The 14,605-nt window shown below is 33.6% G+C and carries 33 protein-coding genes; 32 read left to right on the top strand and 1 reads right to left on the bottom strand.

The window, feature by feature from the left end:
* The first annotated feature begins 38 nt into the window (after nucleotides 1-38).
* Complete coding sequence (locus tag C7J89_RS10815) at nucleotides 39-788, top strand: phage antirepressor KilAC domain-containing protein (protein WP_103295818.1); 750 nt, start codon at nucleotides 39-41, stop codon at nucleotides 786-788.
* Nucleotides 789-929: 141 nt separating this feature from the next.
* On the opposite strand, the gene C7J89_RS10810 is transcribed toward C7J89_RS10815, so the two are convergent.
* Nucleotides 930-1,415, bottom strand: a complete 486-nt coding sequence (locus tag C7J89_RS10810; protein ID WP_103295819.1) for a hypothetical protein — start codon at nucleotides 1,413-1,415, stop codon at nucleotides 930-932.
* A gap of 63 nt (nucleotides 1,416-1,478) precedes the next feature.
* On the opposite strand from C7J89_RS10810, the gene C7J89_RS10805 reads away from it, so the two are divergent.
* From C7J89_RS10805 to C7J89_RS10660, 31 genes are all read left to right on the top strand, one after another.
* Nucleotides 1,479-1,688 (top strand): hypothetical protein, encoded by a 210-nt coding sequence (locus C7J89_RS10805; protein ID WP_103295820.1) that lies wholly within the window; start codon nucleotides 1,479-1,481, stop codon nucleotides 1,686-1,688.
* An 11-nt stretch (nucleotides 1,689-1,699) separates the two neighbouring features.
* Nucleotides 1,700-1,870 (top strand): DUF1270 family protein, encoded by a 171-nt coding sequence (locus C7J89_RS13245; protein WP_159031777.1) that lies wholly within the window; start codon nucleotides 1,700-1,702, stop codon nucleotides 1,868-1,870.
* A gap of 78 nt (nucleotides 1,871-1,948) precedes the next feature.
* Nucleotides 1,949-2,227 carry a hypothetical protein gene (locus C7J89_RS10800; protein WP_103295821.1) on the top strand — a complete coding sequence of 93 codons (279 nt, stop codon included), beginning with the start codon at nucleotides 1,949-1,951 and terminating at the stop codon, nucleotides 2,225-2,227.
* On the top strand, nucleotides 2,199-2,420 hold the full coding sequence (locus C7J89_RS10795) for a DUF2483 family protein (RefSeq protein WP_103295822.1): 222 nt from the start codon (nucleotides 2,199-2,201) through the stop codon (nucleotides 2,418-2,420). Before C7J89_RS10800 ends, C7J89_RS10795 begins: the two co-directional genes overlap by 29 nt.
* Nucleotides 2,413-3,069, top strand: a complete 657-nt coding sequence (locus C7J89_RS10790) for an ERF family protein (RefSeq protein ID WP_103295823.1) — start codon at nucleotides 2,413-2,415, stop codon at nucleotides 3,067-3,069. Before C7J89_RS10795 ends, C7J89_RS10790 begins: the two co-directional genes overlap by 8 nt.
* Nucleotides 3,069-3,452, top strand: coding sequence for a single-stranded DNA-binding protein (locus C7J89_RS10785; protein WP_103295824.1), 384 nt, complete (start codon nucleotides 3,069-3,071; stop codon nucleotides 3,450-3,452). The genes C7J89_RS10790 and C7J89_RS10785 overlap by 1 nt, the downstream gene beginning before the upstream one ends.
* A gap of 13 nt (nucleotides 3,453-3,465) precedes the next feature.
* Nucleotides 3,466-4,146 (top strand): putative HNHc nuclease, encoded by a 681-nt coding sequence (locus C7J89_RS10780; RefSeq protein ID WP_103295825.1) that lies wholly within the window; start codon nucleotides 3,466-3,468, stop codon nucleotides 4,144-4,146.
* A complete protein-coding gene (locus C7J89_RS10775) occupies nucleotides 4,133-4,861 on the top strand; it encodes an LvrA C-terminal domain-related protein (protein WP_103295826.1) in 729 nt (242 codons plus the stop codon). The genes C7J89_RS10780 and C7J89_RS10775 overlap by 14 nt, the downstream gene beginning before the upstream one ends.
* A 5-nt stretch (nucleotides 4,862-4,866) precedes the next feature.
* Nucleotides 4,867-5,235: a replicative helicase loader/inhibitor gene (locus C7J89_RS10770; RefSeq protein ID WP_103295827.1), complete on the top strand. Its 369-nt coding sequence runs from the start codon at nucleotides 4,867-4,869 to the stop codon at nucleotides 5,233-5,235.
* Nucleotides 5,228-6,460, top strand: coding sequence for a DnaB helicase C-terminal domain-containing protein (locus C7J89_RS10765; protein WP_371860674.1), 1,233 nt, complete (start codon nucleotides 5,228-5,230; stop codon nucleotides 6,458-6,460). Before C7J89_RS10770 ends, C7J89_RS10765 begins: the two co-directional genes overlap by 8 nt.
* The gene (locus C7J89_RS10760; RefSeq protein ID WP_103295829.1) at nucleotides 6,457-6,657 is read left to right on the top strand and encodes a hypothetical protein; all 201 of its coding nucleotides are present in this window, start codon (nucleotides 6,457-6,459) and stop codon (nucleotides 6,655-6,657) included. Before C7J89_RS10765 ends, C7J89_RS10760 begins: the two co-directional genes overlap by 4 nt.
* Nucleotides 6,654-6,902 (top strand): DUF3269 family protein, encoded by a 249-nt coding sequence (locus tag C7J89_RS10755; RefSeq protein WP_103295830.1) that lies wholly within the window; start codon nucleotides 6,654-6,656, stop codon nucleotides 6,900-6,902. Before C7J89_RS10760 ends, C7J89_RS10755 begins: the two co-directional genes overlap by 4 nt.
* 13 nt (nucleotides 6,903-6,915) lie before the next feature.
* Nucleotides 6,916-7,317: a DUF1064 domain-containing protein gene (locus C7J89_RS10750; protein WP_103295831.1), complete on the top strand. Its 402-nt coding sequence runs from the start codon at nucleotides 6,916-6,918 to the stop codon at nucleotides 7,315-7,317.
* Nucleotides 7,318-7,322: 5 nt separating this feature from the next.
* Nucleotides 7,323-7,514, top strand: coding sequence for a hypothetical protein (locus C7J89_RS10745; protein WP_103295832.1), 192 nt, complete (start codon nucleotides 7,323-7,325; stop codon nucleotides 7,512-7,514).
* Between the two features lie 2 nt (nucleotides 7,515-7,516).
* On the top strand, nucleotides 7,517-7,909 hold the full coding sequence (locus C7J89_RS10740) for a hypothetical protein (protein ID WP_103295833.1): 393 nt from the start codon (nucleotides 7,517-7,519) through the stop codon (nucleotides 7,907-7,909).
* Between the two features lies 1 nt (nucleotide 7,910).
* Entirely contained in the window at nucleotides 7,911-8,105 is a 195-nt protein-coding gene (locus tag C7J89_RS10735; RefSeq protein WP_103295834.1) for a hypothetical protein, read from the top strand.
* Nucleotides 8,105-8,326: a DUF3310 domain-containing protein gene (locus C7J89_RS10730; protein ID WP_103295835.1), complete on the top strand. Its 222-nt coding sequence runs from the start codon at nucleotides 8,105-8,107 to the stop codon at nucleotides 8,324-8,326. Before C7J89_RS10735 ends, C7J89_RS10730 begins: the two co-directional genes overlap by 1 nt.
* Nucleotides 8,327-8,328: 2 nt before the next feature.
* On the top strand, nucleotides 8,329-8,562 hold the full coding sequence (locus tag C7J89_RS10725; protein ID WP_103295836.1) for a hypothetical protein: 234 nt from the start codon (nucleotides 8,329-8,331) through the stop codon (nucleotides 8,560-8,562).
* A complete protein-coding gene (locus C7J89_RS13595; protein WP_103295837.1) occupies nucleotides 8,559-8,753 on the top strand; it encodes an SAV1978 family virulence-associated passenger protein in 195 nt (64 codons plus the stop codon). The genes C7J89_RS10725 and C7J89_RS13595 overlap by 4 nt, the downstream gene beginning before the upstream one ends.
* A gap of 5 nt (nucleotides 8,754-8,758) precedes the next feature.
* A complete protein-coding gene (locus C7J89_RS10715) occupies nucleotides 8,759-9,004 on the top strand; it encodes a hypothetical protein (RefSeq protein ID WP_103295838.1) in 246 nt (81 codons plus the stop codon).
* The gene (locus C7J89_RS10710; protein WP_103295839.1) at nucleotides 9,001-9,240 is read left to right on the top strand and encodes a hypothetical protein; all 240 of its coding nucleotides are present in this window, start codon (nucleotides 9,001-9,003) and stop codon (nucleotides 9,238-9,240) included. The genes C7J89_RS10715 and C7J89_RS10710 overlap by 4 nt, the downstream gene beginning before the upstream one ends.
* Entirely contained in the window at nucleotides 9,237-9,509 is a 273-nt protein-coding gene (locus tag C7J89_RS10705) for a hypothetical protein (RefSeq protein WP_103295840.1), read from the top strand. Before C7J89_RS10710 ends, C7J89_RS10705 begins: the two co-directional genes overlap by 4 nt.
* Before the next feature lies 1 nt (nucleotide 9,510).
* On the top strand, nucleotides 9,511-10,017 hold the full coding sequence (locus C7J89_RS10700) for a dUTP diphosphatase (protein ID WP_103295841.1): 507 nt from the start codon (nucleotides 9,511-9,513) through the stop codon (nucleotides 10,015-10,017).
* A 36-nt stretch (nucleotides 10,018-10,053) separates the two neighbouring features.
* Nucleotides 10,054-10,269, top strand: a complete 216-nt coding sequence (locus C7J89_RS13525; RefSeq protein WP_106884410.1) for a DUF1381 domain-containing protein — start codon at nucleotides 10,054-10,056, stop codon at nucleotides 10,267-10,269.
* Nucleotides 10,270-10,458: a transcriptional activator RinB gene (gene rinB / locus C7J89_RS10690; protein WP_103295842.1), complete on the top strand. Its 189-nt coding sequence runs from the start codon at nucleotides 10,270-10,272 to the stop codon at nucleotides 10,456-10,458. It begins immediately after the preceding gene.
* Nucleotide 10,459: 1 nt separating this feature from the next.
* Nucleotides 10,460-10,672, top strand: a complete 213-nt coding sequence (locus C7J89_RS10685) for a DUF1514 family protein (RefSeq protein ID WP_103295843.1) — start codon at nucleotides 10,460-10,462, stop codon at nucleotides 10,670-10,672.
* A gap of 13 nt (nucleotides 10,673-10,685) precedes the next feature.
* A complete protein-coding gene (locus C7J89_RS10680) occupies nucleotides 10,686-11,102 on the top strand; it encodes a DUF722 domain-containing protein (protein ID WP_103295844.1) in 417 nt (138 codons plus the stop codon).
* 598 nt (nucleotides 11,103-11,700) lie between these two features.
* Entirely contained in the window at nucleotides 11,701-12,051 is a 351-nt protein-coding gene (locus C7J89_RS10675) for an HNH endonuclease (protein WP_103295266.1), read from the top strand.
* Between the two features lie 149 nt (nucleotides 12,052-12,200).
* The gene (locus C7J89_RS10670; RefSeq protein ID WP_103295265.1) at nucleotides 12,201-12,686 is read left to right on the top strand and encodes a phage terminase small subunit P27 family; all 486 of its coding nucleotides are present in this window, start codon (nucleotides 12,201-12,203) and stop codon (nucleotides 12,684-12,686) included.
* On the top strand, nucleotides 12,676-14,406 hold the full coding sequence (locus C7J89_RS10665; protein ID WP_371860673.1) for a terminase large subunit: 1,731 nt from the start codon (nucleotides 12,676-12,678) through the stop codon (nucleotides 14,404-14,406). The genes C7J89_RS10670 and C7J89_RS10665 overlap by 11 nt, the downstream gene beginning before the upstream one ends.
* A gap of 12 nt (nucleotides 14,407-14,418) precedes the next feature.
* A complete protein-coding gene (locus C7J89_RS10660; protein ID WP_103295263.1) occupies nucleotides 14,419-14,604 on the top strand; it encodes a hypothetical protein in 186 nt (61 codons plus the stop codon).
* Nucleotide 14,605 lies beyond the last annotated feature (1 nt).

Here is a 14,605-nt window from a genome sequence, read left to right as displayed (position 1 = left end):
CACTATCACTTTAAGTGATAAGAAGAGGTGAACAGTTAATGAATGAATTACAAACAATTCAAATTGAAAACAACTCGGAACTAGGTGCAGTAGTCTCTAGTAGAGTAATTGCTCAAGAATTAGGCAAAGCACATAAAAACGTGATTAGAGATTTAGAAAAAATTATGCTCAGCTCAAATGTGAGCTCAGTAATTATTCCTAGCGAATATAAAGACAATACAGGTAGAAGATTAAAGGAATACCTTTTAACCAAAGACGGTTTCACTTTGTATATGTTCAACATTCAAGGTCATAACGATTTCAAAATGGCTTACATTAATAAATTTAATGAAATGGAAAACGCACTACAGAATAAATTACCCGGTTCGTATAAAGAGGCTGTTGCTCAATTATTAGAGAACTTAGAACGTAACGAAGAACTACAACTTGAGAACAGTATTCAAAAACAGCAAATAGGCGAGTTAAAGCCTAAAGCTACTTATTACGACTTGGTACTACAGAATAAATCACTTTTATCAGTCAGCAAGATAGCAAAGGATTACGGCATGAGTGCTAGAGCGTTGAACACATTGCTACATGATTTAGGGGTTCAGTATAAGCAAGGTGATATCTGGTTACTCTACGCTAAATACCAAGATAAAGGTTACACGCAGACAAGCACATATGCGCTAGATGAAGAACATTCAAAGGTAAGCACGAAATGGACACAACAAGGAAGATTATTTATTTATGACTTGTTAAAGGATGAAGGCATCTTGCCAGTTATTGAAAAGCAAATCGAAATCTAACCAACTTAAAGGAGGAAACGGAATGAAGCTAAAACAAGCGTTAAAAATAACACCCCTAATCGTCATCTTGGCGGAAGAGATTAAGAGTGTTAAGGGTGTAAATCATGGATGAAGATAAATTTATTTTGATTTTTACAATTATCACATTAAGTATAAATCTTCTTGCTCTATTACTAAATTTTTGGGGATAGTTATGCAAACATTTTTAGGTTTTCGACTAGTTGAAATTTTGAACTTTAAACAGTCGTAGTCAAAATCTTTATCTGCAGTATTTTTCTCAAACTGAATAAAACATTTCATAGATTGATAAGGATCTAACTTTAAAGGTAAACCGCTGGTTCTATGAGGTTCTTTAAAGAATTTACTGGGCATAATATTTTGAATATCGTAGACCCCATTAAATTCTTCGTCTTTAGATTTAGCCATTATACCAGTTATAGACAAAGCTTTATTAGATTTATTAGTGAAAATAAATTCTATGTAAAAGTCGCTAGTACTATCTGCAATTTGTTTAATTTTAACTTTAAAATTTGGACGTTGTTTCAAAAATATAAACCAAAAATTAATAAGAGACAGTAAAAACCCTGCAATCGAAATATAAGTTTTGTAATTATCAATGTTTTCCATTTTTCACACCACCCACTATCGCAGTAGCGATAACAACATTATACACGAAAGGAGCCAATAAAGATGGAATATATCGGATTTGCAGACGCAAAAGAGTTTGTAAAAGTTAGCGGAATTTCTAAAGATGATTTGGAAGATAAAGTTTTTTCGAATAAAGCATTCCAAGAAGCATGTATGTACCGTTTCGGTAAAGGTAACAAACGTTACATCAAAATTAGACCTGCAATCGACTTTATCGAAGAACATATTTTTATAAAAGAATCTAATTTATAAGGAGGGATAGCATGAATAAATCTTTTTATATCGCATTCACAGCGTGGATGGTATTCACACTAGCTTTAATGTTAATTGGTGTGTATTTCACATCAGCGATATTCACAGGCACAGTACTCGCAGTATTGACATATGCATTCTTTGATAAATATTTTTTCGCAAATAAAAAGACTGCAAGCTAATGTGGGGTTAGCTCACAGTCGAGTATTTAATAAATTTTAACAACTTAACTATACAACTAAATATGGGAGGACGTCAATATGAACACACATCGCTTACTCAACATGTCCCACGACTTAAACATCAAACTAGCTTATTCACACATCGAAGGACATGTCACTTTTAAACAATTCGACGACGCAACACTTGGCATAGCATTTACACATTTCAGTGATTACTACGAGAAAGGTTACGCCTCAATTCATATATACGATTGGCATAAGCAAGAAGAAGCTAAACAAGCACTTAAAGCTATGAAAGAGGTCATGGCTAACGAAAGGTTGATAACTGATGAAACAGACAGTCACATACCTAATTAAGAAAAAAGATGATGAGCTATATATTACAAACAAACCATCTGAATCTAACGATACTATCAAATATTCAACGGATAAAAGAGATAGTCGAGAATTTAACGGACTAGATAACAGCATTATTGATATGACGAAACACATTGCAATTAAAAAGACAGTAACTGAAACAACTGAATACGAAGAGGTGGATTATGACTGAAGAACTTAATTTATACCAAAAAATAGCAGATGTAAAAGCTAATATAGATGGATTCACTAAAGATACTAAAGGTTACAACTTTTCTTATGTATCAGGCTCACAAATTTTACACCGTATTAGAACGAAAATGATTGAACACAATTTACTATTAGTGCCTAACACTACAAACGAACAATGGACAACGCATAGTTACAAAAATAAAAAAGGTCATGAAGTCATAGATTTTGTGGTAGAAATGGACCTCAATTACAAGTGGATAAACGCTGACAAACCAGAGGAGCAATTAGACATTGGTTACCATGCATTCGGTCAACAAAGTGATATTTCACAAGCACATGGCACAGCTTTAACATACGCTGAACGTTATTTCTTAATGAAATTCTTCAATATCCCAACTGATGAAGATGACGCAGATGCTAAAGAAAAACAAGACAAATATTCAAAAGTAGACCCTAAGAACATTAAGACGCTTGAAGATGAAATCGAAATGTTTAGCCAACTTATGCAATCAAATGGTAAAGACGTACCAGCAGAGAAAGTTAAAGCACAGCTAAATATCAAGGACATTAACCAACTGTCAAATAATCAAATAGCTACAATGATCTCTACATTAGACAAGTGGAGCAAACAAGCGAAGGAGAGTAAATAATGACTAATCAAACAATTTTAACAGGTAATATCACTAATGATTTAGAAATGAAAGCAGCGGGACAATCACAAGTATTGAAATTCGGTCTAGGTGTACGTAGTAATTTTAAAAAAGATGAAACTAACTTTTTCCAAATCGAAGCATGGGGCAAAACAGCAGAACTCATTGAAACTTACTGTCAAAAAGGCTCAAAGATATTAATTGTAGGTGAATTAAAACAAGATCGTTTCGAAGATAAGGAAGGCAACAAACGAGAAAAAATTAAAGTTAACGTGGACAGAGTGGAATTTCTAGATAGTAAACAATCTAACCAACAGACTAAACAAGATAATCCGTTTGCAAATAACAATAACGATGTGACTTCGGACGATCTTCCTTTCTGATTGGACTGATTAAATGGCTCAAATTAAATCTTACATCCAGCAAGATGACGGCTCGATAACTGCTGTCATCTCGGATGTATCACTTGGTAATAAAGATACGTTAATGCTCGACAATGGTTACGAATTAGAAGCCGATGTGCTAGTCAATGACCCATTCAAGATAACGGATAAACAGCGTCGTAAAGTGTTTGCGCTTTGTAATGATATAGAGGCTCATACAGGGACGCCACGTGACTATATGAGGGAAATGTTTCAAGAATATGTAACTGTCCTGTATGGCTACGATAAGCGTATCTCATTGAGTAACTGCAGTCGTAAACAAGCAGGCGAAGTCATTGACGTTGCACTCGAATGGATATTCGCTAATGACATACCACTTAATTATAAGACAAGTGACCTAATGAAGAATGATAGAACATTTTTATACTACGCAACGATCAATAGGAAGTGTGTTATTTGCGGTAAACATGCAGACTTAGCACATTATCAAGCTGTAGGTCGAGGACGTAACAGGAACAAGATAAATCATTACGGCAACAAAGTACTAGCGCTATGTAGAAACCACCATACAGAGCAGCACCAAATAGGTATGGATAGCTTTAACAAGAAATACCATCTTAAAGACAGCTGGATTGAAGTAGACGAGAAGCTGAATAAGATGTTGAAAGGAGAGAAAGTGGATGGCGACATTTAGAACGATTAAAGAACGTGGCGATTTCGTAACAGTAAATAAGTTGTTCATATTTGATGAGAGATTAAGTGCTAAGGCTAAAGGGATCTTACTTTACTTTTTAAGCAGACCTGATGATTGGCAAATTTATACCTCTGAAGTAGTTAAGCATATGAACGACGGTCAAAAATCTATCAATAATGGAATTAAAGAATTGATGGAATGTAACTATGTACACCGCATACAGAAACGCCAAATAAATGGTGTATTTTCAGGCTATGAATACCGTGTTTATGAGAAACCAACCGAAATGCCATTATCGGAAAACGGATTATCGGAAAACGGAAAAACGGAAAACCGAAAAGGGCTAACTACTAATAATGATAGTACTAATAATGATAGTACTAATAATGATAGTAATACTAGCGCAACTAAAGTTACGCAAGAACAATTCGACCAATGGTGGAATTTATATGATAAAAAACTAGATAAGAAGAAAGCACAAAGTTTATTTAAGACAGCATTAAAAATGCATGACTTTGAAACAATTATGAATGGTACTAAAGATTACCTTAAAACAATTAAAGATAAACAGTATCAAAAATATCCTAAGACATTCTTATCACAAGAAAGTTATATGAATGATTATAACCAAGGTAAACATACTACCAACTTTAAAGACAACACACCATCAGATGATCTATTAGAAAAGAAACGTAAAGAATTATTAGGGGGATAGACGTTATGCCGATGAATAAAAAAGAAGCGTTCGAAATTATTGAGTTAGTAAGCAACGTCTACAATATGGAGTTCACTGAGAAAAAATTAGACTTATGGATTGATTTCCTTTGCGAAGATGGAGATTATGAACCATCGCTAAAGATGGCTAAGAAATATATTAAAGACGGCAATGTATACCCACCTAAAATACCTAACATATTACGACATTTCCCCAAAGTGTTTAAGGAAGAAGAACCAGACGATAAAACAAAATCACATCGTTGGAAAATGGCAAATGACCCTGAATACGTTGAGTCACGTAAACGAGCATTAGAACAATTTAGGCAGAAGGTAGCTGAATTTGATAGACGAGGTGATGACTTTGTTGAATGAACAGTATGAAATTGAAAGTACAGTCATTGCTAGTTTGTTGAAGAAATCCGACCTTCTAGAAAAATTAAGGGTTAAGCCTTACATGTTTCAAAATGAACAATTCAGAAACTTTCTTGAGTACATTTTAGAACAAGGAAGAGTTAACTTAAACGAAATATATCTTAAAAGTACTAAAGATAAATCATTTTTAGGTAATGATGTGATAGGTAAATTATATCAATCAGATTTTATAGGTTACGGCTTCTTTGAACGGTACCAGCAAGAATTATTACAAAACTATCAACTCATTAAAGCAATGCAGTTAACAGACGAGTTTAAATCAGAACTAACACCATCAACATTTAATAATATGGTAGACCAACTCAAAGAACTAACTAACATAACATCTAAAAAAGAAGATGGAACACAACGATACGCTACACAACTTGTAGAAGATTTATATAGCGATGAACCTTTACAGCGTGTAAAAACAAAATACAAACTTATGGATTACAAAATAGGTGGATTTGAGCCTAGTCAATTAGTTGTGATAGCAGCTCGACCATCAGTCGGTAAGACTGGGTTTGCGCTTAACATGTTGTGGAACATTGCACAACAAGGCTACCAAACATCATTCTTTAGTATTGAGACTACAGGTAAAAATGTATTACAACGTCTACTAGCAACTATTACTGGCATTGAATTAAATCGCATAAAAAACGTTCAAGACTTAACACCTGACGAACTAACAAAATTAACAGGTGCTATAGATCAAATACTTAAATTAGGTATCAATATTAATGACGATAGTACAACAACCCCACAAGATATAAGGGCTCAAGCTATGAAACCTTCAGATAAACCTCAAGTCATTTTTATAGACTACTTACAGCTGATGAGTACAGATACGAAAGTGGATAGACGTGTTGCTGTAGAAAAACTCTCTCGTGACTTGAAGATTATAGCTAACGAAACAGGTGCAATTATTGTTGTGTTATCACAATTAAGTCGTGGCGTTGAATCGCGAAATGACAAACGACCAATGTTATCAGACATGAAAGAATCAGGAGGCATTGAAGCTGATGCTAGTTTAGCCATGATGCTTTATAGAGATGACTATTACGAACAACAAGAAGATGAAACAGGTAAATCGATTGTTGAGTGCAATATTGCTAAAAATAAAGACGGTGAAACGGGTGTTATTGAGTTTGAATTTTACAAGAAAACGCAGAGGTTTTTTACATGACAATAATACAATTACAACAATTACTCGGGCACCTTTATAGAGACACGTACAAGGGCAATACAGCCATTCAATTGTGCATTTTAGAGTTAGGTTATGCTGTTCAAAGATTGCTCGAGAATGAGCTTATAACGCCATATGATGACTATGAAGCAAATAAGCAAATTATCTTCGATGAATATAGAGGAGTGATTATATGAACATGGAAGATATTCAAGAAATATTAGAGTTCGGTTACGCACTATATACACAAGAAAGCGAAATAGTATTTGAAGTACAACCAGTAGGTAATGACCTGTACTACGTTAAAAACTGCGCTGGAATAAGATACTGGAACGAGCCATTTAAATATTTGAATGATAAAGAGATTAAAAAATTCAAAGGTAATCACAATTTATTCAGAGCAGGAGAACTAAAAAATCAGATGAGCATATTTGATATGTAGGGGTGAAAGAACAGTGAGTAAATATAATGCTAAGAAAGTTGAATACGATGGTTACACATTCGATAGCAAAGTTGAGTGTGACTACTACAAATATTTACAACGCATGATGCCAGTGAGTGAATATAACTTTATCGAATTACAACCAAAATACGAACTACTTCCTAAGTTTGGTAAACAGCGTAAAACAACGTATGTTGCTGATTTTGCTTTATGGAATGATGGTGAGTTATTAGAAGTTATAGACGTTAAAGGTATGCCAACAGAAGCAGCGAAGTTAAAAGCGAAGTTTTTCAGATTTAAATATCAAGATGTCAAATTAACTTGGATATGTAAAGCGCCAAAGTACACAGGCAAAGAATGGATTACGTACGAGGAGTTAATCAAGGCTAGACGAGAGAGAAAGAAAGCGAAGTGATCTAAATGGAAGAAACAATCAAGATTAAATATAACATCGAGTTTGAAAAGACGATTACATTTCCAACTCATCCCAATGATGATAACTGGGAACTGGAAGAGCAAATACACAATCACATGCATACAAATAAAGAAGAATATACAGATGGTAAGGTGCGTTGGATAGAGGAACCGACCATTACTGACAGGGGGATATGAAGATGATTAAAGAATTTGATTTATATAACACTAAAGGCGAAGAAGTAGTTAAAGCTAAGCGATTAAACATTCATTCCTACAATGTGAAAGGTTATGCAGATACGCCATTCGCAAATTTATATAAAAGAATATCAATCGAGGATTTCGAAAAGTTTAAGAAGCGTTTCAGTTTATACACAAAGCACGAAATTAGAGAGAACAAGAAAGCTAACAAAAGATATGACACTAGAATTATAGACCTACTAGCTAAAGCGAATTATAACTTGAACATTAGTACAGGAGATTTAGAAGAAGATAATAAATTAGAAATGTTAGGCAAGTATCAGTTAAAGCAAGTAATGGAGTTATTAAGTAATGGTAAAGAATTAACTGATTCAGTAAAGGTAGGTAATTGATATGAAAATAATTGATCTAAACCTAGACGATTACATTTGGTTTATTGAGCCTGGTAGCAATATTTCATATCCGGCTACTGTAACAAAGCTTGTGTATAACGATGATAAACCCTATGCCGAAGTATTAGTGGGACAACATAAAGTACGTATTGATGATGGTTGTCAAATTGCATTAGGTGAAAGGGTGAGTAAGTGATGGAAAAAGATAACGTGAACCATCCAGCACATTATACGTACGGCGATATAGAAGTCATAGATTACTGTGACCAAGTGTGTAGACAGTACCCACCTGAATTAGCACCTTATGTATTCAACGCTATTAAATATTTAAGTCGTGCCAATATGAAGAATGGTCGTGAGGACATTAATAAAGCCAAATATTATGTGCAGCGAATATTTGATAAATGGGAGGGCTGACAATGAAGAAAAAAGGACGTAGACCCTCGTATGAGTATGTAGTTTATAAAGGTGACGATGTTGTATGTGCAGGTACTCGACAAGAAATACTCGAGAAAATGCAGATTGCCAATAACACGTTTGATAGAATGGCGAGCAATTTAACTAAGCGTGAAGTTGGAAATGATTCGCAAAGGTTAGTCGTAGAGAAAGTGAGTATAGCTGAAATTGAAGCAGAATTGGGGATTACATCATGAGATCCACATATTTCACTAACAAGCATTACCTGACCAAAGATAACCGACGTATTGCCCACGTGCATATTGTGGGTGATGCGTATACGGTATGCGGGCATTATAAGCGGTTTACTGAGTTTAAGCGACGTACGTTTGATAGAAGTGAGTTTGAACAGTTTTGTAGTGATAAAGAATTAAGTATAGAGGAGTGAGAGAGATGAGAGATATAGACGATATAAAACAGGTAACCGATAAAGACGAGCTTATTAATATCCTAGCTGTCGAATACACTAGCAACATGGAGCAAATAGCTAATGAATGGTGTGGTACTGATGAGTGTTTCGATGACACTGCACAATCAGCACGGGATGTAATAAACAAGGCATATGAGTTAACGGGTATTGAAATTGATTTAGAAGGTCATTGCTTGGAACGTTTCTTAAAAAGGAGTGATGGCGAGTGAATGATTATAAAGAAGAGCGTGACACACTTATCGACGACGTAGCTATATTAAAAGCTAACAACGATCGATTAATGCGACGTAATCAGAAACTTGAAAGCTACGTGCGTATGTGGGATAAGCTTACCAAATGGAAGCAAGGGAAGTTAGCCGAACGTTGTAATAATGATTTATTACATGAGTTGAGTTATACGATGAATGAGTTGGAACGAGATATGTATAAGGGGAGAGATAAATGACTGAAAAAATAATGAAAGTTAAACAATGCGATATATGTAAAAAACAAGTAGAAATCGATGATAATATTACATCGCATACCGAGGAAGAAATTAAATCTATAAAATTACCAGTATTATTTAAAACAGAGCAAATAGAAGGAAGATCCACTACACCTTATGTTACTCAAAAAGACATTGATTTGTGCAAAGATTGTTTAAATAAAGCAGTAGCAATTGAGGCAATTGGTGCGCAAGGTAATAATCAGTATTGGTTTATGGAGGACAAATAAAATGACTAACCTAGAAATCAAACTATTAAGCGATAACGCAACAATGCCAACACGTAATAACTTAGACGCTGGTTACGATATATACGCAGCAGAAACAGTGATACTTGAACCACAACAGAAAGCACTCATTGCTACAGACTTAGCCGTTAATATTCCACAAGGCTATGTGGGATTACTTACAAGCAGAAGTGGAGTAAGTAGTAAGACTCATCTAGTGATTGAAACTGGGAAGATAGATGCAGGTTATCAAGGGCATATGAAGATTAATATTAAGAATGATAATGAAGACGATGGTGCAGAAACTATTTTCCTAAGAGATATATCGAACGAAAAGATATTTGAAGAAGAACGCAATATATATAAGCGTGGTTCATACCAAATCAACAAAGGCGATAAACTCGCACAGTTAGTTATCGTACCTATATTTACACCTGAGTTATTGGAGGTTAAGGAGTTTAGTAATGAATCAGCAAGAGGACAACAAGGCTTTGGATCAACAGGATATTAAAGACATCGTAACTAAAATTAAGGAAGTGCTAAGGAAATGACCCAATTCCTAATCAAAACAACTACACACAATACAGGCGAAGTCTTTCACGACGTGGTTAAGGCTAAAGAGAATGAAGTGTTTACACTGGTTGATGCAGAGAGTGAGGAAGAAGCGCTTATGAAGTATCGAGTAGGTAAAGCGTTTAGGAATATTAAATGCTTTATAGAGAATAACAAACTTTTAAAGGTAATAAGAAAGGACAGTGAGTAAATGAAATTCATTAAACGCACACTATATATTGTATGGCTACTGGCACTATACGAACTAAGCAAATACGTAACGAATGAGATTATCATACGCTTAACAGCTAATGATGAGATAGACGCACCATGTGATTATGATATTAACAGTCAGGCAGATTTGAATGGGGTTCATAACTATAATGCGGGAGGTAAGTAATATGTTCTGGATAATCACAAGCATTGTATTAGCTGTCATTGCCATTGTCACATTGATACTGAATACGGTTAAGGATAATCAGAACGAACGGTTAGAAGCAGAAGTTGCATATTTACTTAACATCATATTCAACGAACGCGGCGATGTACTGTTTCGATTGAAGGATGAGGATGTACGAGATATTAAAGACGAGTTAGATAAACGCATAAAATAACTGGAGGTATTAGATGATAGCTATTGAACGATATGATATTAGAAAGCTTGAAGACTATATACAAAACATTAAACAGTATCGTAAGCAATTGCGATATAGGGAATATGAGCTATTAGAAAATCACGAGGTAGTTAATTCTGAAGGTGGTAAATCTAATATTACGAGTAATCCAGTAGAGCGAGAAGTATTAAAGAAGATGAAAGATAAGAAGTATAATAATCTCAGCAATATAGTTAGAGGTGTAGACAGACTGTTAGATGAGCTAGATGAACAAACACTTGAGATGATTAGATTGAGATACTGGGATTGTCCTATAGATTGTAATCAGTGGGAACAGATAGCGGATAGATTCTATGTAAGTAAGACTACGATACTTAGAAGGAGAAATGCTATGTTAATTAAGTTAGCAGAATATATAGGGTATGTGTAGGAACGGACTTTAGGACTATATAAGTCCACCCTAAAAAGATATATTATGATAGCATAAGGTATTTCAAACACGGTACTAATTAAGGTACTTATGTTTTACCAGTACTATATTATGCGAGGCACGTTACATTTGTAGCGTGTCTTTTTGTATGCACCTATTTAATCTACCCACATAATAAGGACACACATATTAAAGGACACCACTTATTAAGGTGCGGCGATTAAGGTCTCTACATTTAAGAGTACCCTTTTAGGTCATACAGTTTAAGGTCATCACTTATACATTGAGTGTCTGACTGATAGAACAACATTCATTCAATTAACTTAAAAGGTTTCATTAGTTTAAGAGATTAATTGAAACAATAATTATAATTTCTTATTTAGTTTGTTTGTTGTTTGTTTAATGTTTCGTTGATCATAAACTTTAAAGATTAATTTGCTTTTGATTGATGAAACATTTTATAAAGTTTAAAGACAAAATGATTTGAGATTATAATTTCTTATTTCGTTTTGTCTTTTATTTTTTTGTAAGAATAAATATTAATTTTATTTATAAATTAGTTTTAAATATTAAATTCAAATGAAAGAAGTTGATTCATTTGTTTGTTCAACCAAAGGTTCGACTTGGTAATAAGTCATATACTCAAAGCGAGTTGCAAGACTATAGGAAAGCCAATACTAAACGTTATAACCAAGACATTAGGTATAACTCACGTAACAAGGAATATACTTCCTTCTATAATAGTACAGCTTGGCGTAAGCTACGACAGCAAGTGTTAATACGTGATAACTACTTATGTCAGAAATGTTTAGAGCAAGGTGTGGTGAATGACAAGAATTTAATCGTCCATCACAAAATCGAATTGAAACGGGATTGGTCGAAGCGACTGGATATGGAAAATTTAGAGGCGGTTTGTTTTAGCTGCCACAATAAAATTCATGGTGAATAAATTTTTAGAATTTTATTTTTCAGAAATAATTTTTGCGGGGGAAACAAAAACCGGGTATGGAAAATTTACACTAATATAACGAGCCGCACATCGCTGTGACCAAATTCCAGAAACTCATAAATTCAAATTAGTATATTGGAGGTGTTTTGATGGCTAGACCTAGAAAATTAAACGCAACTAAGACAGGAAATCATACAAAGAGCGAATTAGAAGAATCTAAATTACTAGAAAACGGGTTAGAACAATTTGAATCAATAAATATAAATTCTGAACCTGCTGATTTAACGGAAAATGCTGTAACTGAATGGCGAAGGGTTGTGCCACTATTGGAACAACTACCAATTGCTAATTTAGATTACACAATGATTAAAAGGTATTGCCAACTTGTAGACATAAATGACGATGCTTATGCGGACGTTATACAAAATGGTGCAGTAAACGAAGAAAACACGAAGAAAACCGGCTCATTTTTAGTATATATGGATACTTTAAAAGAAATAAAATCAATTTGTGGACAACTAGGAATGACAATTGATTCAAGAATGAGAATTGTTGTACCAACAGAAAAAGAAAATAAGAAATCTATATTCGATGAATTTGCTTTAGATGAAGATGATGACGAAGATGACTTATAACTTAGAGGAATTACTTGATGTTCCTCAAAAATATAAAGATGATGCTTATGAATATTGTGTACTTGTATTGACGGGCAAATACATTGCCGGCAAAAAAACAAGGCAATCATGTATCCGTCATTTGAAAGATCTACATCGAATAGGTAATGATAATTTTCCATATATATATAAAACTAAAAGAGCTAAAACAGTTATTCGCTTTACAGAAAGTTTGCCAGATACAAAAGGTAATTTTCATAAACTAGCAAAATTTCAAAAGTTTATTATTTCTTCTGTGAGAGGTTGGTTTGATAAAGACGACAATTTAAGATTTAAAAAGGTTTTTATCAGTATGGCAAGAAAACAAGGTAAATCTATTATCGTTGCTGGTCTCACACTATACGCTTTCTTGTTTGATAGAGAGCCGAAAGAAGGTAGACAAATATTTTGTGCTGCTAACAGTAAAGACCAAGCATCTATTGTCTTTAAAATGATTTGGAAACAGTTGTCCTTTTTAAGAGTGAAAGATGAAGAATTAGAAAAAGCAACTAAAAAATCTAGAGATACAATTACAAATTTAAAAGACGACTCTTATATTAAGCCGTTATCAAAAGAAACAAATGCTGTAGACGGATTTGAACCATATATAGGAATACTTGATGAGTATCACGAAAATAAAACAGATGAAATGCATGAACTTATCGAATCTGGACAAGGACAATTAAATCAATCTTTGATATTTATTATATCTACTGCTGGTTTCAATTTAAATGTACCTATGTATGTTGATGAATGGCCTTACGCTAAAGAAATATTATCTGGAGATTATGAAGATGATAGATATTTCACAGTTATTTATGAACAAGATGACGAAGAAGAATGGCAAGATGAAACATTATGGCCTAAATCTAATCCACTTATTAATGAATCAGAAGAATTGAAACAACAAGCATCTGATTATTTGAAAAGAAGAATAGAAACTGGAACTAAAAAAGGTAAAATGTTCAAAATTTTAGTTAAAAATTTTAATTATTGGATGCAAGCTAGTGAAGAATCTTATCTTGATTTCAATGATTGGAAGAAAAATGAAACCGAGTTTGATATTACTAATAGTAAAACATACGTTGGGTTAGATTTATCACGTGGAGATGATTTAACAGCAGTTTCATTCATTCACTTAGATGAAAACAATAAGCAGTATTATGTAACCTCTCACTCTTTCGTAGGAACTAAAGGCGGGCTCCAAGCAAAAATTGAAAGAGATATTATAGATTATCAACAACTTGCAAATGATGGTTATTGTACGATTACTGATTTATCTAGTGGAATCATCAATACAAATCAAGTATTAGATTATATTGAAAATTATGTAAGTAGATACAACTTAGATGTACAAGCTATTTGTTACGATCCACACGCTATACATGGTGTGTTAGCAGAAATTGAACGTCGTAATTGGTTTTATGAGTTATATGAAATTAGGCAAGGGTCACAAACTTTATCTAATCCTAATATAGATTTCAGATTAAAAGTTATGAATGGAGAAATTAAACATCATAAAAATCCATTACTTGATACAGCGGTCAAAAATGCAATTGCTAAGAATGTTAATGATTCAATCATGATAGAAAAGAAAATGAATAGAGAGAAAATTGACCCACTCATGGCTACAATATTTGCTTATGTAATAGCAGGCGAACATGAATGGGACGCTGAAACATTTATACCAATGTTCTTATAGGGAGGTGTTGTAATGAATAAAATTCTATACGCATTATTATTGATTATATTATTCATAGTCGGAATAACTAGTATATTCTATGGATTATTTATATTTTGGAAACCATTAGCATTTATTGTTGGTGGCTTATTTTTAATTGGTTTAACTGGAGTGTTAAATCAAGCGTACGATAACACCTCAGAAAGGGGTAAAAACTAAA

It is taken from the genome of Staphylococcus kloosii (assembly GCF_003019255.1).
Taxonomy (GTDB): Bacteria; Bacillota; Bacilli; order Staphylococcales; family Staphylococcaceae; genus Staphylococcus; species Staphylococcus kloosii.
Note: the sequence above shows the minus strand (reverse complement) of the source record. Positions and strands in the feature narration are given on the sequence as shown.

Bases quoted from the DNA above. Each gene is read 5' to 3' on its own strand.
- C7J89_RS10685 (WP_103295843.1), top strand. From the start codon at position 10,460: ATGTTCTGGATAATCACAAGCATTGTATTAGCTGTCATTGCCATTGTC.
- C7J89_RS13245 (WP_159031777.1), top strand. From the start codon at position 1,700: ATGAATAAATCTTTTTATATCGCATTCACAGCGTGGATGGTATTCACA.
- C7J89_RS10660 (WP_103295263.1), top strand. From the start codon at position 14,419: ATGAATAAAATTCTATACGCATTATTATTGATTATATTATTCATAGTC.
- C7J89_RS10755 (WP_103295830.1), top strand. From the start codon at position 6,654: ATGAACATGGAAGATATTCAAGAAATATTAGAGTTCGGTTACGCACTA.
- C7J89_RS10800 (WP_103295821.1), top strand. From the start codon at position 1,949: ATGAACACACATCGCTTACTCAACATGTCCCACGACTTAAACATCAAA.
- C7J89_RS10665 (WP_371860673.1), top strand. From the start codon at position 12,676: ATGACTTATAACTTAGAGGAATTACTTGATGTTCCTCAAAAATATAAA.
- rinB (WP_103295842.1), top strand. From the start codon at position 10,270: ATGAAATTCATTAAACGCACACTATATATTGTATGGCTACTGGCACTA.
- C7J89_RS10715 (WP_103295838.1), top strand. From the start codon at position 8,759: ATGAGAGATATAGACGATATAAAACAGGTAACCGATAAAGACGAGCTT.
- C7J89_RS10745 (WP_103295832.1), top strand. From the start codon at position 7,323: ATGGAAGAAACAATCAAGATTAAATATAACATCGAGTTTGAAAAGACG.
- C7J89_RS10815 (WP_103295818.1), top strand. From the start codon at position 39: ATGAATGAATTACAAACAATTCAAATTGAAAACAACTCGGAACTAGGT.
- C7J89_RS10795 (WP_103295822.1), top strand. From the start codon at position 2,199: ATGAAACAGACAGTCACATACCTAATTAAGAAAAAAGATGATGAGCTA.
- C7J89_RS10680 (WP_103295844.1), top strand. From the start codon at position 10,686: ATGATAGCTATTGAACGATATGATATTAGAAAGCTTGAAGACTATATA.
- C7J89_RS10740 (WP_103295833.1), top strand. From the start codon at position 7,517: ATGATTAAAGAATTTGATTTATATAACACTAAAGGCGAAGAAGTAGTT.
- C7J89_RS10805 (WP_103295820.1), top strand. From the start codon at position 1,479: ATGGAATATATCGGATTTGCAGACGCAAAAGAGTTTGTAAAAGTTAGC.
- C7J89_RS10770 (WP_103295827.1), top strand. From the start codon at position 4,867: ATGCCGATGAATAAAAAAGAAGCGTTCGAAATTATTGAGTTAGTAAGC.
- C7J89_RS10705 (WP_103295840.1), top strand. From the start codon at position 9,237: ATGACTGAAAAAATAATGAAAGTTAAACAATGCGATATATGTAAAAAA.
- C7J89_RS10785 (WP_103295824.1), top strand. From the start codon at position 3,069: ATGACTAATCAAACAATTTTAACAGGTAATATCACTAATGATTTAGAA.
- C7J89_RS10775 (WP_103295826.1), top strand. From the start codon at position 4,133: ATGGCGACATTTAGAACGATTAAAGAACGTGGCGATTTCGTAACAGTA.
- C7J89_RS10670 (WP_103295265.1), top strand. From the start codon at position 12,201: ATGGCTAGACCTAGAAAATTAAACGCAACTAAGACAGGAAATCATACA.
- C7J89_RS10730 (WP_103295835.1), top strand. From the start codon at position 8,105: ATGGAAAAAGATAACGTGAACCATCCAGCACATTATACGTACGGCGAT.
- C7J89_RS13595 (WP_103295837.1), top strand. From the start codon at position 8,559: ATGAGATCCACATATTTCACTAACAAGCATTACCTGACCAAAGATAAC.
- C7J89_RS10700 (WP_103295841.1), top strand. From the start codon at position 9,511: ATGACTAACCTAGAAATCAAACTATTAAGCGATAACGCAACAATGCCA.
- C7J89_RS13525 (WP_106884410.1), top strand. From the start codon at position 10,054: ATGACCCAATTCCTAATCAAAACAACTACACACAATACAGGCGAAGTC.
- C7J89_RS10760 (WP_103295829.1), top strand. From the start codon at position 6,457: ATGACAATAATACAATTACAACAATTACTCGGGCACCTTTATAGAGAC.
- C7J89_RS10790 (WP_103295823.1), top strand. From the start codon at position 2,413: ATGACTGAAGAACTTAATTTATACCAAAAAATAGCAGATGTAAAAGCT.
- C7J89_RS10735 (WP_103295834.1), top strand. From the start codon at position 7,911: ATGAAAATAATTGATCTAAACCTAGACGATTACATTTGGTTTATTGAG.
- C7J89_RS10810 (WP_103295819.1), bottom strand. From the start codon at position 1,415: ATGGAAAACATTGATAATTACAAAACTTATATTTCGATTGCAGGGTTT.
- C7J89_RS10780 (WP_103295825.1), top strand. From the start codon at position 3,466: ATGGCTCAAATTAAATCTTACATCCAGCAAGATGACGGCTCGATAACT.
- C7J89_RS10725 (WP_103295836.1), top strand. From the start codon at position 8,329: ATGAAGAAAAAAGGACGTAGACCCTCGTATGAGTATGTAGTTTATAAA.